Source organism: Paractinoplanes rishiriensis (assembly GCF_016862375.1).
GTDB lineage: Bacteria > Actinomycetota > Actinomycetes > Mycobacteriales > Micromonosporaceae > Actinoplanes > Actinoplanes rishiriensis.
Map to the genome: position 1 here is coordinate 103,427 of NZ_BOMV01000073.1, position 17,027 is coordinate 120,453.

At 73.2% G+C, this 17,027-nt stretch carries 7 protein-coding genes; all 7 read left to right on the forward strand.

Translation table 11 applies throughout. From position 1 onward, the window contains the following. Positions 1-65 precede the first annotated feature (65 nt). Positions 66-1,886, forward strand: coding sequence for an AfsR/SARP family transcriptional regulator (locus Ari01nite_RS34745; RefSeq protein WP_203786495.1), 1,821 nt, complete (start codon positions 66-68; stop codon positions 1,884-1,886). Between the two features lie 86 nt (positions 1,887-1,972). Then, positions 1,973-3,637 carry a PhpK family radical SAM P-methyltransferase gene (locus tag Ari01nite_RS34750; RefSeq protein ID WP_203786496.1) on the forward strand — a complete coding sequence of 555 codons (1,665 nt, stop codon included), beginning with the start codon at positions 1,973-1,975 and terminating at the stop codon, positions 3,635-3,637. A 180-nt stretch (positions 3,638-3,817) separates the two neighbouring features. Beyond that, positions 3,818-4,489, forward strand: coding sequence for a response regulator transcription factor (locus Ari01nite_RS34755; RefSeq protein ID WP_203786497.1), 672 nt, complete (start codon positions 3,818-3,820; stop codon positions 4,487-4,489). 44 nt (positions 4,490-4,533) lie between these two features. Continuing rightward, positions 4,534-5,760, forward strand: coding sequence for an MFS transporter (locus Ari01nite_RS34760; protein WP_203786498.1), 1,227 nt, complete (start codon positions 4,534-4,536; stop codon positions 5,758-5,760). Positions 5,761-5,830: 70 nt separating this feature from the next. Beyond that, positions 5,831-9,142, forward strand: a complete 3,312-nt coding sequence (locus Ari01nite_RS34765) for a non-ribosomal peptide synthetase (protein ID WP_203786499.1) — start codon at positions 5,831-5,833, stop codon at positions 9,140-9,142. After that, positions 9,132-16,262, forward strand: a complete 7,131-nt coding sequence (locus Ari01nite_RS34770) for a non-ribosomal peptide synthetase (RefSeq protein ID WP_203786500.1) — start codon at positions 9,132-9,134, stop codon at positions 16,260-16,262. Before Ari01nite_RS34765 ends, Ari01nite_RS34770 begins: the two co-directional genes overlap by 11 nt. Continuing rightward, entirely contained in the window at positions 16,259-17,008 is a 750-nt protein-coding gene (locus tag Ari01nite_RS34775) for an SDR family NAD(P)-dependent oxidoreductase (RefSeq protein ID WP_203786501.1), read from the forward strand. The genes Ari01nite_RS34770 and Ari01nite_RS34775 overlap by 4 nt, the downstream gene beginning before the upstream one ends. Positions 17,009-17,027 lie beyond the last annotated feature (19 nt).

Genomic DNA, 17,027 nt, shown 5'->3' on the forward strand with positions numbered 1-17,027 from the left:
GCTACTTCACCCAAAAGTTAATACGAGATTCGGTGTCAGAGTGACGAGCAACGGGGGGCGCGTCCATGCTGACCCGCGACGTGCGGGATACGGAGATTCGCGTGCTGGGCGCGGTCGAGATCTGGGCCGCTGGGCGGCCGCTGCATCTGCCGCGACGCCAGCTCGCGACGGTGATCGGCCTGCTTGCGTTGCAGACCGGACAGGTCGTGTCATTCGAGCGCATGATCGACGTGCTGTGGCCGGACCACGCGCCGAAGACCGCCCGGGCGGTCCTGCAGACCCGGGTGTCCGAGCTGCGGGCGCTCCTGCAGTCGGGCGGCTTCGAGGGACGGCTGATCACCCACGGCGACGGCTACAGCCTGAGCATCCCGCCGGAACAAATCGACGCGACCCGGTTCTGCCGGGCGGTGAGCGAGGCCCGGCGGGCGGTGGCGCCGCCGGATGCCTGTCGCCTGCTACGCGCGGCGCTCGGGCTGTGGCGCGGGCCCGTGCTCGGCGGGCCACCGGCCTCGGGACTGCTGGACGGGCTCGTGCGGCAGCTCGATTCCCAGCGCCTCACCGCCATCGAGGACCTGCTGGCTCTCGAGACAGGCATGGACACCCCGCACAACTCGGTGGACGAGTTCGTCGGCCTGACCGCCTCCAATCCGGAACGGGAACGCCTCACCGGTCAGATCATGCTGGCCCTGCAACGGGCCGGGCGCACCGCCGAGGCGTTCACCGTCTACGAGCGGACCCGCCGATGGCTCGCCGACGAATTGGGCGTCGACCCGGGTGCCGAGTTGCAGGGCATTCACCTCGATCTGCTGCGCGCCACGTCCCGCAAGGCCGGCGCCACGGCCCGGGATACGGCTGACCCGCCCGCGCCGGCAACGCCGTCCGGGCGTGTCCCGCGTACGCTGCCATCGGATCTTCTGGACTTCACCGGACGCGCCGTCGAGGCCGGCTATCTGGCCGACCTGGCCAGCCGCGACCGCGGAGACGGCGTGCTGGTGATGGCGGTGTGCGGCCAGGCGGGGGTGGGAAAGACCGCCCTGACCGTGCACGTCGCGCACCACCTGCAGAGCCGCTTCGGCGACGGCCAGCTGTACGCGGACCTCCACGGCACCAACTGCGCCCCGGCGACGCCGCACGACGTTCTCGGCCGGTTCCTGCGCGCTCTGGGCACCACCCGCCTGCCGGACACCCTGGATGAGCGCATCGACGTCTACCGGGACCTGCTCGCCGACCGGCGGATGCTGGTCGTACTCGACGACGCGATGAGCGACGAACAGGTCCGGCCGCTGATCCCCGGCGGCAGCGGGTGCGTGGTGCTGGTCAACGGCCGGCCGCGGTTGGGGGCCGCCCTCGGCGCCCGGACGTTGCGCCTCGACGTGCTGAGCCCGGCCGACGCCGTACGGCTGCTGTCCCGGGTGGTGGGCGGCGAACGGGTGAAGGTCGCCCCCGCGGCCACCGCCGAGCTGGCCCGCGCGTGCGGACACCTGCCGCTGGCGCTCCGGATCGCCGGCGCCCGCCTGCAGTCCAGGCCGCACTGGACGGTCAGCGACCTGGCCGGCCGGCTGCGGGACGAGAGCCACCGGCTGGACGAACTCGCGTACGGTCCGCTCGACGTCCGCCACTCGATCGCCGGCAGCATCGCCAGCCTCGGTCCGGAGGCCCGCCGGTTGCTGCGCCGGCTCGCCGCGCTGAATCCGGCGGAGATCACTGCCGAGGCAGCCGCGGCACTGCTCGCCATGCAGCCGGCGCGGGCCGACGACCTGCTCGAGGAGCTCTACGACGCGCACCTGGTGGAGCCGGCCGGACGCGAGCCGGCGTACGGCCGTCATTACCGGATGCCGGACCTGGTACGCCTGGGTGCCCAGGAACCAGCTCCGGAATGCCCGTAGACAACCCGATGAACGGCGATCGGCCGTCTGCGGAATCGCACCGCGGTGAACCGTTGTTAGCGTCCGGTTCTCCGAAGGGATTGCGCATGGTGCAGGGACTCGACTGTCTGGTGCTCGGCTACAACGATCCGCCCTTCTCGAATCATGAACAGCGCGTTCTGAATCGAGGCCCGGACTTCCCCGATCGTCGCATCTTCATGCGGGACCACCTGGTGGTCGACGGAAGCCGGCTGCCGTACATGGACGTCATCAACCACTACGTCGGCGAGCGTGGCATCGGCCCGCCGGACTCCTACTACCACGTCGGCGAGGTCGCCAACCTGGCCGCCGTCTATCTCACCAGCTTCCTGGTGCAGCGCGGCTGCACGGCGACCTTCGCCAGCCTCTTCCACGCCGAGAAGGAACGGATCGCCGCCCTCCTGCGGGACCAGCGGCCGCGGGTCGTGGCGATCACGACGACGTTCTACCTCACCGCCGCGCCGGTGGCCGAGATCGTGGCGTTCGTCCGGTCGGTGCGGCCGGAGAGCCTGGTGGCGGTGGGCGGGCCGCTGATCGACAACCTGGCCCGCGACCTGGATCCGGAGACCCTGACCGAGATGTTCGAGTGGATGGACGCCGACGTCTACGTGCACGACTCGCAAGGCGAGTGCGCGCTGCTCGACCTCGTACGCGGGGCCCGGGCCGGCGAGTCACCGGCGCACGTGGACAACGTCTACTGGCGTAACGGCGAGGAGTTCCGCTTCACCCGGCGACGGCCGGAGAACACCCCGGTGGACGAGGGCACCATCAACTGGCGGCTGTTCGACGACACGGAACTCGGGCGCACGGCTCAGACCCGTACGGCCAGAAGTTGTGCTTTTAAATGCAGTTTCTGCGACTTCCCGGCGCGCGCCGGCGCTCTGAGCCTGGCCGGTCTCGACGTGGTGGAGGCCGAGCTGACGCTGCTGGCCGAACGCGGCGTGGAACACGTCGTCTTCATCGACGACACGTTCAACGTGCCGCTGCCGCGGTTCAAGGAACTGTGCCGGATGATGATCCGCAACCGGTTCCCGTTCCGCTGGTACTCGTTCTTCCGGGCCTCCTCGGCGCGCGACGAGGAGACCTACGACCTGATGGCCGCCAGCGGGTGCGCGGCAGTCTTCCTGGGCATCGAATCGGCGGACGACGGCGTGCTGAAGCTGATGCACAAGTCGGCCACTTCGGACGCGTACCGGTCCAGCATCCGCCGGCTGACCGAGCGGTCGATCACCACGTTCGCCTCTTTCGTCGTGGGCTTTCCCGGCGAGACGGCGGCGACGGTGCAGCGGACCATCGACTTCCTCAACGAGGCCCAGCCGAGCTTCTTCCGCGCCGAGCCGTGGTGGTACAACCATCGCTCGCCGATCCACGCGCAGGCCGACGTGCTCGGCATCACCGGCCAGGGCTACCAATGGCGGCACGCCACGATGGACATCGACGGCGCCGGCGACGCGCTCGACCGCATCTTCGCCGAGGTCACCGGTTCGGTGTGGATACCGACCTACAACTTCGACTTCTGGGCGTTGCCCTATCTCTTCGGCAAGGGATTCACCCAGGAGCAGATCACCGCGTTCCTGCGGGCGGCGCAGCGGTCGATGCGGTTCAACGCCGATCCCGGTACGCCCGCCGCGCGGGCCGCCGCCGAGGAGGTCGCCCGGTCGTTCGACGGGGTGGTGCTGCGGCCACCGCGTTACCGGATGCCGCGGGCACGGCCGCTCCGGGTGACCGCCTGAGCCATGGTGCCCCGACCTTGCTTACCGGCCACCGGACGAATGGGAAGGCATCCGGAAGCGACCACCCGGCCGCCCGGTACGGGGCGAGGTGCGCCGCTGGATCCGCCGGGAAGCCGATGGGAAGCCGGCGCGGCGACCTGCCACGCATGCTGGATCTCCCGTCGGACTCCGGAGGTTCAGATGCTCCCGAACACGTCAGCGGACCCGGTCCGCGTCCTGGTCTGCGAGGCGGAGCCACTCGTCCGTGCCGGCCTGACCGCCAGCCTTCAGGGCACCGACGTCGATGTCGTCGGCGAGGTCGAGACCGGCAGCCAGCTCCTGAACGGCATCGTCCGGCCGGACTTCGACGTGGTGCTGGTCGGGTCGATGCCGGCTGCCGGTGACCGGCTCGACCTGGCTGTCCTGGCCACCCGGCCGCACCATCGCGTCGTGGTGCTGCTGCGGGACACCGACCGGGACGCTCTGATCCGGTATGTCCAGCAGGGGATCCGCGGGTTCGTCGCGCGGCACTCGGCGCTGGACGACGTGTACCAGGCGGTGCGCTCGGTGGCCCACTCCGGCGCCTACCTCTCCCCCACGCTCGCCCGGCACTTCCTCGACTGGCTGGCGGAGCGCCTGGCTCACCAGACGGTGAACCGGGAGATCCCGACCGGCAAGCTCAGCGACCGGGAGTGGGAGGTGCTGCGGCTGCTCGGCAGCGGCCGGTCGAACGCCGAGATCTCGCGGGCGCTGCGCATCCGGGAGACCACGGTACGCAGCCACGTCTATCACATCCTCTCCAAACTCAACCTGCGGAGCCGCACCGAGGCGGTGCTCTACGGGTTTCAGCACAGCCTCCGTTCGGCGGAGTGAGCGCGACGCCCCGTTGACCACACGTTCAGTATCGGAGAAGACGCATGACTGCCACCTCCAGCGAAGTCCGGCTCAGCCAGCTGCTGCGGGATCGGGGCTACTGGCGATGGTCGATCGCCACCCAGCTGATCCGGCTGCCGTCGTTCATGGCTCCGATCGCGTACGTCCTGGTCAGCATCGAGCTGCTGGGCAGCCCGAAGACCGGCGGCCTGCTCCTCGCGGTGATGCTGGTGGCGGTGGAGCTGTCCGCCCCGATCACCGGCCGGATCATCGATCGGCTCGGGGTGGTCAAGTGGGCACCGCGGTCGCTGGCCTTCAGCGCCGTCGCCCGGCTGCTGCTGGCCGGCCTGTTCTTCATCAAGGCGCCCACCGCGGTGCTGGTGGCCGCGGTCATCGTGTTCTCCTGCATCGGTTCCGGCGCGGGCGGCGTCGTGCGGGTCATGCTCGGCCGTACGGTGTCCGATCCGATGCTGCCGAAGGCGCTGGCCGTGGACTCCTCGGTGGTCGAGCTGGTGATCATCGTGGCGCCGTTCGCGGTGGCCTTCGCGGCCCTGTTCGGCGGCGTCGGACCACTGGTGGCGATGGCGCTCTGCACCGGGGTCGGCGCCTTGCTGTTCCGTCAGCCCGGGGCGTCCCGGACAGTGCCCCCGCCGGAACCGGAGCCGGCCGCCGCCGAGGCGGAGACGACGCCGGAACCGGCGAAACCGACCGGCTCGCTGTGGCGCAACCCGCGCTACCTCTTCTGGCTCCTGGTGGCGATCGCCTTCGGTCATCTCCTCGGCACCGCCGAGATCGGTGCCCTGCCGCTGGCCCGGTCGCTCGGGCTCGGCAACGCGATGGCGTCCGCGATGATCGCGGCGCTGGCCGCCGCCAGCGCCACGGCCGGCCTCCTCTACGCCTGGAAGGGCAACCGGATCAGGGCGTCCAACACGGCTCAGGCCGTCGTTCTGCTCACCCTGATGGCCGGCAGTGTCGCGCTGATCGCGTTCGAGTTCTCGCTGCCCTTGATCTTCATCGGCTTCTTCCTGCTGGGCGCCTTCACCGCCCCGATCAACACGGTGCGGTCACACGCCGCCGGACACGCCATCCCGGCGCACCGGCAGGTCGAGGGCTTCGCCATCCTGGACACGGCCAACGGCCTCGGGTTCGCGCTGGCCGGCCTCCTGCTCGCGGTGCTGCCGGTCAGCGGCATGTTCGCCGCCGGGGTGGTGAGCACGGTCGTGGTGCTCGCCCTGACCCCGCTCCTGGTCCGCCGCCCGGCCGGGCGCTAAGCAGGATGTTGACCGGCACTCAGCGGCGCACATGATTACAGCCGATCAGCCGCTGCCTAGGTTGACCCTCGTGGACTCCGAAATCGAGCGGGATCGTGACGCCGGCCGCCTCGCGCTGCTGCGCAGGCTGCGCGGCCAGCCGGACCGGCCGGAGCGGATCCCGGGGCGGGCCGCCGGCGCGGTTGTGCCGGCCACACCGCTCCAGGAGGGACTGTGGTTCGTGGACCGGCTCGCCGGCCCGGGCGGCAACGTCGCCTACAACGTTCCGCTGGCGTTGCGGCTGCGCGGGCCACTCGATCCGGCGGCGCTGCGCGATGCGCTGTCCCGTCTCGTCGCGCGGCACGAGATCTTGCGCACCACGTTTCCGGAGCGCGACGGCGCTCCGACCCAGATCGTCCAGCCCGCGGCGGCGCAGCCGCTGGAGGTCGTCGACCTCGGCCCGGTGGCACCGGCCGATCGTGCCGCCGCGGCGGACCGCCTGGTGCACACCCTGGCCGGCCGCCCGTTCGACCTCACGACGGGCCCGCTGTTCAGCACCACGCTGATCCGGCTCGGCGCCGACGAGCACGTCCTCTTCGTAGCCTTTCATCACATCGTGGCGGACGGCTGGTCGGTGCGGGTGTTCCTGGACGAGCTCGGCGAGCTCTACCGGGCCGGGAGAACCGGACGGCAGCCGGCGCTCGGCGAGCTTCCGATCCAGTACGCCGACTACGCCGTGTGGCAGACCGGCCGGTTGCGCGGCCCGGCCTACGACGACCTGGTGCGCTACTGGACCGGACAGCTGGCCGGCGCTCCGGCCCTGATGCACCTGCCGACCGACCGGCCACGCCCGGTGGTGCCGTCCTTCCGGGGACGGGAACATGGGTTCCGGCTCGACGCCGAGCTGGTCGACGGGCTGCGCGCGCTCAACAGCGCCGAGCGGGTGACCACGTTCATGACGGTCCTGGCCGCCCTGCAGATGGTGCTGGCGCGCCACTGCGGGCAGCCGGACGTGGTCGTCGGCAGCCCGGTCGCCGGACGCCGGCGGCCCGAGCTGGAACCGCTGATCGGCATGTTCCTCAACACCGTGGTGCTGCGCGGCGACCTGTCCGGCGAGCCGAGCTTCCGCACCCACCTGCGCCGGACCCGGGCCACCGTACTGTCCGCCCTGGAGCATCAGGAACTGCCGTTCGATCACGTGGTCCGGCACCTGCGCCCGGAGCGCAGCCCCGGGTACACCCCGTTCCTCCAGGTGGTGTTCGACCTCCTGGACGTCGGCCGGACCCGGCTTGACTGGGGTGACGTCGGGTGCGAGGTGCGGCGGGTGGACGCGGGTGACGCCAAGTTCGATCTCATGCTCGACATCGAGGACGGCCCCGACGGCATCTCCGGCACGTTCGGCTACCGGACCGATCTGTTCGAGCCGGCGACCGTCGAGCGTCTGCGCCGGCATCTGGTGCGCACCCTGGCCGTAGTCGTCGCCGACCCGGACGTCGCCGTGACCGCGGTCGACCTGACGACCCCGGCCGAGCGCAACGACGTGGTGTCGGCCTGGAACGCGACCGGCGCCCCGGCCGGCCGGTCGGTGCCGGAGCTGTTCGCCGAGCGCGCCGCCGAGGCGCCCGACCGGATCGCGGTCAGCGCGGGCGACACCGACGTCACCTACGGCGCCCTGGCGGAGCGGGTCGGCAGCCTGGTCAGCCTGCTGCGACGCCACGGCGCGGGACCGGAGACCCGGATCGGCGTCTGCCTGCACCGGACCCCGGATCTGGCGGTGGCCGTCCTGGCCACCCTCGCGGCCGGCGCGGTGTACGTGCCGATGGATCCGGAGCTGCCGGCCGCGCGCCTGGCGTACCTGGCCGCCGACGCCGGTGTCGAGATCGTCCTCACCACCTCGGACGTCGCCGGCGCGCCGGATGCGCCCGCCGTGGTCCAGCTGGACGCCGCCACGGCGCCGCCCAGCGGGCCAGCACCCGGCGCCGGAGCGCCGGTGGCCGCCCAGCTCGCCTACCTGATGTACACGTCGGGTTCGACCGGTGTGCCCAAGGCGGCAGCCAACACCCACGGCGGGCTGGCCAGCCACCTCGCCTGGGTGCAGCGGACCTATCGGTTGACCCCCGCCGACCGGGTGCTGCTCAAGACGCCGCTGAGCTTCGACGACTCGGTGCGGGAGCTGTTCTGGCCGCTCACCACCGGCGCCCGGCTCGTGCTGGCACCGCCCGGCCTGCAGCGCGACCCGGCCGGTCTGCTGCAGTTGATCGACGAGGCCGGGGTCACGGTGCTGCACGTCGTGCCGTCGCTGTTGCGGGCCGTCGTGGACACCCCGGCGGCGCCCGGCGCCGGGCGCACCCTACGGCTGGTGATGTCCGGCGGCGAGGCGCTGGACGACGAGCTGCAACGCCGATGTCTCGCCCGGTTCACGGCGCCGCTGGTCAACCACTACGGGCCCTCCGAGACCACGATCGACGTGACCCGGTGGACGTGCCGGGAGGGCGACGGCACCCCGATCGGCCGGCCCGGCGACAACACCCGCCTGTACGTGCTCGACCGCCGCGGCGAGCCGGTGGCCGTCGGCCTGCCCGGCGAGCTCTACGTCGCCGGTGCGCAGGTCGGCCGCGGCTATCTCGGCCGGCCGGGACAGACCGCGGAGGCCTTCCTGCCCGACCCGTTCGCCCCGGAACCCGGCCGGCGCATGTACCGGACCGGCGACCTGGCCCGGTGGCGCGACGGCGGGGTGCTCGACTTCCTGGGCCGGCGCGACGACCAGGTGAAGATTCGCGGTTACCGGGTGGAACCGGCCGAGATCGAACACCGGCTGACCGGGCAGCCGGGCATCGTGGAGGCGGCGGTGGTGGTCCGCGAGGACCGCCCGGGCGACCAGCGTCTGGTGGCCTACTGCGCCACCCGCGATGCCACGCCGGACTGGTCGGCGGTCCGACGGGCGCTCGCCGACCACCTGCCGTGGTATCAGGTGCCGGCGTCGTTCGTCCGGGTGGCCGCGCTGCCCCGCACCCCCGCCGGCAAGCTCGCCCGGCGTGCCCTTCCGGCTCCCGGGCCCGACGACCGCGCGGCCGTTCCGTACCAGGCGCCCCGGACGCCTACCGAGACCATCGTGGCGGCCGCCTGGGGCGAGGTGTTCGGGGTGAGCCGGGTCGGCGTGCACGACGACTTCTTCGATTCGGGCGGTCACTCGCTGCTCGCGGTGCGGCTGGTCGCCCGCCTCCGGGACGCGCTGCAGGTCGACGTCGCGGTGAACGCCGTGTTCCTGGCGCCGAGCGTCGCGGCCCTGGCCGACCGGATCAGCGGGTCGGCGAGCGCGGAGTCCGCACCGATCCCGGTCATCGACCGGACCCGGCACCGGGTGGCCGGCCGAGCGGGTGGGCGGTCCGGCGATGCCGACTGAGCCGGTGATCGACAGCTTCACGGTGCCCGCCTCGTTCGCGCAGCAGCGGCTGTGGTTCCTCGACCAGCTGGTGCCCAACGCGTTCACCTACAACATCCCGCTGGCCCTGCGACTGGCCGGGGAGCTCGACCGGTCCGCGCTGCATCGCGCGCTGATCGAGATCGTGCGGCGGCACGAGGCGTTGCGCACCACGTTCGGCGCCGCTCCCGGCGGACCCGTGCAGATCGTCGCCGACTGCCGGGACCCCGAACTGCCGATGCACGACCTCACCGGCCACGACGCCTCGGACGAGGCACTCGCGGCCCTGCTCACCGAGCTGGGCGAGGAGCCGTTCGACCTGGCCGCCGGTCCCCTGCTGCGCTGCCGGCTGATTCGCCTCGGCGCGCGCACCCACGTCCTGTCCCTGGTCCTGCACCACATCGTGGCCGACGGCTGGTCGGTCGGCGTCCTGGTCCGGGAGCTGGCCGCCCTCTACGACGCCTACCGGCGGGGCGCCCCCAGCCCGCTGCCCGATCTGCCGGTCCAGTACGCCGACTACTCGGAATGGCAGCGCGATCCGGCCCGCGCCGGGCTGCACGAGCGCCAGATCGAGTACTGGCGCAAGCGGCTGGCCGATCCGCCGCGCCTGCTGGAGCTTCCGATGGACCGGCCCCGCCCGTGGGCGCGCGACGTGGCCGGCGCCGTCCACCTGGCACCCCTGCCCGCCGAGATCACGACGGCCCTGGACGCGATCAACCGGTCCGAGCGGGTCACCGACTTCATGGTCCTGCTGGCGGCGCTGCAGATCCTGCTGGCGCGGTACAGCGGGCAGACCGACATCCTGGTCGGCACCCCGGTCGCCGGCCGGGTCCGGCCCGAGCTGGAACAGGTCATCGGGTTCTTCGCCAACACGCTGGTGATCCGCGGCGAGCCGGCCGGCGACCGGACCTTCCGGCAGCTGCTGCGCGACGTACGGGCTGACAGCCTGACCGCGTTCGAGCATCAGGACGTCCCGTTCGAGCAGGTCGTGGACGCGCTGGTCGCGGAACGTACGATCAGCCATTCGCCGTTGTTCCAGGTCATGTTCGCGGTGCAGAACGCGCCCGGCGAGGACGAGGCGGCTCTGGCCGGCCTGGACGTCACCGTGCTGGAGCCGGCGCTGCGCGCGGCGAAGTTCGACCTCACCGTGATGGCCTGGCGGGCGGCGGACGGCCGGATCGGCACGTCGTACGAGTACAGCACCGACCTGTTCGACGCGGCCACGATCCAGCGGCTGTCGGACAGCCTGCCGATCCTGCTCCGGGCCTGCCTGGCCGAGCCGGACCGGCCAGTTCGCGAACTGCCGGTGATCGGCGCGGACGAACGACGCCGCCTGCTGGCCGCCGGTGCCGCACCGGCGCCGGCCGGCTCGTCGCGGACCGTGCCGGAGTTGTTCGAGGCGCAGGCCGCGCGCCGGCCGGACGCGGTCGCGGTGGAGGCCGGAACCGACCGGCTGACCTATCGCGAGCTCAACGCGTGGGCCAACCGGATCGCGCACTGGCTGCTCGCCCACGGCGCCGGGCCGGAACGCCTGGCCGCGCTGGCTGTCAGCCGGTCCACCGGGCAGATCGCCGCGCTGCTCGGCATCGCCAAGGCGGGCGCCGCGTACGTCGCCGTCGACCCGGCCCATCCGCCGGAGCGGATCGCCGCGTTGCTGCGCGACGCCGAGCCGGTCGCCGTGCTGCTGAGCGACGACCAGACGGCCGCGGTACCCGACGTGCCCGGCCCGGTGCGGCTGGTCGTCGACACCGCCGCGCTGCTCGACGCCCAGCCGGAGCACGATCCGGCCGGCGCCGGCCGCACCTCGGACACGCCGCTGTACGCGCTCTACACCTCGGGCTCCACCGGCACCCCCAAGGCCGTCCTGATGCCCGGCGGACCGATCGCGACGATGCTCGACTGGCAGGCCCGGCACCTCGGCACCGACCCCGGCCGGCGGGTCGCCCAGTTCACCACCATCACCTTCGACGTGTCGGCGCAGGAGATCCTCGGCGCCCTGCTGACCGGCAAGTGCCTGGTGGTGGTCGACGAGTTGACCCGCCGGGACCCGGACGCCTTCGCCAACTGGCTGGCCGACCGGCGGATCAACGAGTTGTACGCGACCAACCAGGTCCTGCAGGGCGTGCTCAAGTCGGCGCTGGACCGCGGCGTCGACCTGTCGGCGCTCACCGACGTCGCGCAGGCCGGCGAGGCGTTCGTGGTCAGCGACGAGCTGCGCGAATTCGCCCGCCGCTACCCCGGGTGCCGGCTGCACAACCACTACGGGCCGAGCGAGACGCACGTGGTGACCTCCTACTCGCTGCCCGGCGGCGAGAGCGCGGCGTGGCCGGTGCACCCGCCCATCGGACGGCCGATCGACGGCAGCCGGGTGTACGTCCTCGACGGCGACCTCGAGATCCTGCCGCAGGGCGTGCGCGGCGAGCTGTACCTGGCCGGCGCCTGCCTGGCGCGCGGCTACCTCGCACGCCCGGCGCTGACCGCGGAGCGGTTCCGGCCCGACCCCTATGGGCCGCCGGGCACCCGGATGTACCGGTCCGGGGACGTCGTCCGCTGGACCAACGACGGGCAGCTCGAGTTCGCCGGGCGGGTCGACCACCAGGTGAAGCTCCGCGGCTACCGGATCGAGCCGGACGAGGTGGCAGCCGCCCTCATCCGGCACCCGGAGGTGCGCGAGTCCGCCGTCGTGGTACGCACCGACCCGGCCGGCGAACAGCGGCTGGTGGCCTACGTCGTGCCGGCCGACGGTCACCAGCCGGCCGCGGCCCAGCTGCGCACCTACCTCGGCGACGTGGTGCCGGCGTACATGGTGCCGTCCGCCTATCCGCTGCTGCCGGCTCTGCCGTTGAACCGCAACGGCAAGCTGGACCGGGCCGCGCTGCCGGAGCCGTCCTTCGACAACGACGAGCGGCAGGCCTTCGTGACCCCGCGGACCGACGAGGAACGCCTGGTCAGCGAGGTGTGGGCGGAGGTGCTCGGCGCCGGGCGGGTCGGCGCGCACGACAACTTCTTCGCCCTCGGCGGACACTCCCTGCTGGCCACCCGCGCCATCACCCGGCTCCGCGAGGCCACCGGCCGGCGCATCCCGTTGTGGATCATCTTCCAGTCGCCGACCGTGGCCACCTTCGCCGAGCAGTTGGCACAGGCGCCGCCGGAGGTGTCCGACCGGGAGCCGATCACCGCCCGGCCGCGGCTGGGCGCGGCGCCGGCCGCCTACTCGCAACGCCGTCTCTGGTTCCTGGAACGGTTCTCGCCCGGCACGGCCACCTACCACATCCCGTCCGCCGAACGGTTGCGCGGCCCGTTGGACGAGCGGTCGCTGCGCCGTGCCCTGCGCGAGGTGGTGCGCCGGCACGAGGCGCTGCGCACCCGGTTCGACGACACCGGCGGTGACCTCGTGCAGATCGTCCTGCCGGACGCGCCGTTCGACCTGGCGGTCGAGGCGGTGCCGGGCACCGGCCCGGCCCAGCTGGCCGCCGCGCTGGCCCGGCTCGACGAGGAGGCCCGGACGCCGTTCGACCTGCGGCGCGGGCCCCTGCTCCGGGCCCGGCTGCTGCGCCTCGGCGCCGAGGACCACCTGCTGACCATCACGGTGCACCACATCGCGTTCGACGGCTGGTCCGCCGGGATCTTCTACGCCGAACTGGCCGCGCTCTACCCGGCCTACCTGCAGAACCGCCGGTCACCGCTGCCCGAGCCGGCCCTCCAGTTCAGCGACTACGCGGTCTGGCAGCACGAGCGGCGGCAGCGGTCGGCGTACGCCCGGCAGCTGGACTACTGGACCACCCAGCTCGCCGGCGCGCCACACCGGCTGGACCTGCCGTACGACCGGCCGGCGCCGACGATCCGGTCGCACCGCGGCGGGGTGGTCGAGGGCCCGATCGACCCGGCCGTCTGGCAGCGGCTCGACCGGGTCGCCTCGGCCACCGGCTGCACCCGGTTCATGGTGCTGCTCGCAGCGTTGCAGGCGGTGCTCACCCGGTACACCGGACAGTCCGACATCTGCGTCGGCTCGACGGTGGCCGGCCGGACCCGGCCCGAGCTGGAACCGCTGATCGGGTTCTTCGTCAACACGCTGGTCCTGCGCACCGACCTCGGCGGCGACCCGACCTTCACCGAGCTGCTCGGCCGGGTACGCCGGGTGTGCCTGGACGCGTTCGACGCGCAGGACGTGCCGTTCGAGCACCTGGTGGAGCTGCTGCGCCCGCACCGCGATCCCGGCACCACGCCGCTGTTCCAGGTGATGCTGACACTGCACAACACACCCGGTGGCTCCTTCACGCTGCCGGGAGTGACCGCCGAGCCGGTCGAGCCCGACCTGGTGACCGCCAAGTTCGACCTCTCCATCCACGTGTCGCCGGTCCGGGACACGGCCGCCGTCCTGATCGAATACAACGCCGACGTCTTCGAGGCCGGTACGGTCCGCCAGCTCGCCGGCTACTTCGACGCGCTGTTGCAGGCGGCCCTGGTCAGCCCGGACGAGCGGCTGTCCGACCTGGACCTGCCCGGCACGGACGACACCCCGGCGGCCGGGCCCGCACCGCGGCGGGCGACCCTGGTCGATCTGTTCGCCGCTCAGGTCGCAAGCCGCCCGCAGGCGGTGGCTCTGCGGTGCGCTGGCGAGTCGTTGACCTACCGGCAGCTGGACGAGCGGTCCGACCGGCTCGCGCACCGGCTGGCCGCCCGGGGAGCCGCCGCGGAGCACCGGGTGGCGATCTGCCTGGACCGCTCGCCCGAGCAGGTCGTCGCCATCCTGGCCGTGCTCAAGGCCGGCGGCACCTACGTGCCACTCGACCCCGGCCACCCGGACGAGCGGCTGCGCCTGATCCTGGCCGACGCGGCGCCGGCGCTGCTGCTGACCGATCCGGTCACGGCCGGACGCATCGCCGGCGGCTGCGCCACCCTCGACCCGTGCGACGAGACCGGCGAGCTCACCCGGCCACCGGCAGGTCCGCTGCCCGGCACCGCCGCCTACGTCATCTACACCTCCGGCTCCACCGGCCGGCCCAAGGGCGTCGTCGTCGAGCACGACCAGGTGGTGCGGCTGTTGCGGGCGACCGAGGCGCACCTCGCCTTCGGGCCGGACGACGTGTGGACGATGTTCCACTCGTACGCCTTCGACTTCGCCGTCTGGGAGATGTGGGGCGCGCTCGGCTACGGCGGAACGCTCGTGGTGGTGCCGCGGGACGTCGCCCGGGCCCCCGAGGATTTCGCGCGGCTGCTGGCCGCCGAACGGGTGACCGTGCTCAGCCAGACCCCGTCCGCGCTGCGCGAGCTCGGCAGAGTCCTGCCGGCGGAGACATCGCTGCGCTACGTCGTGCTCGGCGGCGAGGCCGCCGTCCCCGCCGACCTGAGGCGCTGGTTCGACCGGCCCGGTGATCAGTGCCCCTCGATCGTCAACCTCTACGGCATCACCGAGACGACCGTGCACACGACGGTGCGCCCGATCACCGCCGCCGACACCCGGCTGAGCCGCAGCCCGATCGGCCGGGCCCTGCCGCACGCCCGCGTCCACCTGCTGGACGAGCGGATGCGGCCGGTGCCGCCCGGCGCACCCGGCGAGCTGTACGTCGGCGGCGCCGGACTGGCCCGCGGCTACCTCGGCGCCGCCGGGCTGACCGCCGACCGGTTCCGGCCCGACCCGTTCGGCGCGCCGGGTGACCGGTTGTACCGCAGCGGCGACCGGGCCCGCCGCGGCCCGGACGGCGACCTCGCCTACCTGGGCCGCTTGGACGACCAGGTGAAGGTGCGCGGCTACCGGATCGAGCCGGCCGAGATCGAGGCCGTCCTCGGCGACCACCCCGCGGTGCGCTCCAGCGCCGTCCTGCTGCGCCGGGTGGCCGGTGAGCCGGCACTGGTGGGCTACGTGGACACCAGCGTCGAGGTCGCCGCCGGCGAACTGCGCGCATACCTGGCGCGGCGGTTGCCGCAGCACCTGGTGCCCGCGGCGATCGTCCCGGTCGGTTCGTGGCCGCTGACCCGCAACGGCAAGCTGGACCGGTCCGCGCTGCCGGAACCCGGCACGCTGGCGGGCCCGGCCGGCGCCTCGGCACCGCCGCATTCGGCGACCGAGCGGCAGCTGGCTGACCTGTGGAGCGAGCTGCTGGGGGTCAAGCGGGTCGGGCGGGACGACGACTTCTTCGCCCTCGGCGGGCATTCGTTCCTGGCCCTGCGGCTCATCGACCGGATCCGGCGCGACCTCGGCGTACCGGTCGGCGCCGCGACCATCTTCCAGGCTCCGACGGTGGCCCGGCTCGCCGCGGCCATGGCAGCGCCGGACCGCGACACCGGATCGCCGCTGGTTGCCCTGCGCGGGCCCGGCGAGGGTGCCGCCCCGGCGCTCGTGCTCGTCCACCCCATCGGCGGCAACGTGCTGTGCTACGCCGGCCTGGCCCGTGCCCTCCCACCCGGGTACCCGGTACACGGGCTGGTCGCCGCGGGCCTGGACGGGGAGGCGGCGCCGGCGATGTCCATCCCGGACATGGCCGAGAGCTACCTCGCCGCCCTGCGCGACGCCGGCCTCGATCCGCGCCGCATCGTGCTGGCCGGCTGGTCGATGGGCGGCGTCGTCGCCTTCGAGATGGCGCGCCGGCTGGCCCGCGACGGCGTACGGCCGCCGGTGCTGCTGATCGACACCTACCCGCCCGATCCGGAGCCGGGTGCGGAGCCGGACGACGCCGAGCTGGTGGCCGCGTTCGCCGCCGACTGGGGCCGCACCGCCGGCGTCGACCTGGGCCTGGACGCCGCGGAACTGGCCCGGATACCGGCCGGGCGACGCCTCGGACGCCTGCACGAGCGGGCGACCGGGCACGGCCTGGTCCCGCCCTCGCTCCTCGCGGCGGCGTTGCGGGTGTTCGCCGCGAACGCCGGCGCCCTGGCCGGGTACCTCCCCGGCGGCCGCTACGACGGCGAGGTCGTCCTGCTCGCCGCCGGCGACGGACCGGCCGGCGAGGACGGTCCGGCACCGGGCTGGGCGCGGTGGGTGGACGGCATCCTGACCCTCGAGCGGGTGCCGGGCGACCACTACCGCCTGCTGCACCCGCCGGGGCAGGCGGCCGTGGCCGCGGCCGCCGCCGCGCTGCTCGACCGGACCGGTCGCCGATGAGCGGCTCGCTGGCCGGCCGGGTGGTGCTGGTCACGGGAGCGGCCACCGGCATCGGTGCGGCCACCGCGGTGGCCTTCGGACGGGCCGGCGCCGGCGTCGCGGTCAACCACTGGCGGCAGCCGGCCGAGGCCGCCGGGGTCGCCGCCGCGATCGAGGCGGCCGGCTCCCCCGCCGTCGTGCACGAGGCGGACGTCCGGGACGCCGCCGCGGTGGCCGGCCTGGTCGACGACGTCCGGCAGCGGCTCGGGCCGGTGGACATCCTGGTGAACAACGCGGGGGTGATCTCCCGGTCGACGTGCGCCGAGCTGGGCGAGGACGAATGGGACCGGGTCGTCGACACCAACCTCAAGGCCGTCTACCTGTGCAGCAAAAACGTGATTCCGGAGATGACCAGGCGGGGCTGGGGTCGCATCGTCAACATCGCCTCCGAGCTGGCGTTTGTCGGCGAGGCCCGGCTGGTGCACTACTGCGCCGCCAAGGGCGGGGTGCTCGCACTTACCCGGGCGCTGGCCCGGGAGCTGATCGGCGCGGGCATCAACGTCAACGCGGTGGCGCCCGGGATGACCGAGACACCGATGCTGACCGCCAATCCGGTCACCTTCAACGACCGGGTCCGCGAGACGATCCCGGCCGGTCGCTGGGGGCGGCCCGCGGAGGTGGCCGAAACCGTGCTGTTCCTGGCCTCGGACGCCGCCGACTACTACGTCGGGTGGACGTTCAGCCCCAACGGCGGCGTCGTGATGTGACCGCCCGGCACCGGAAGGA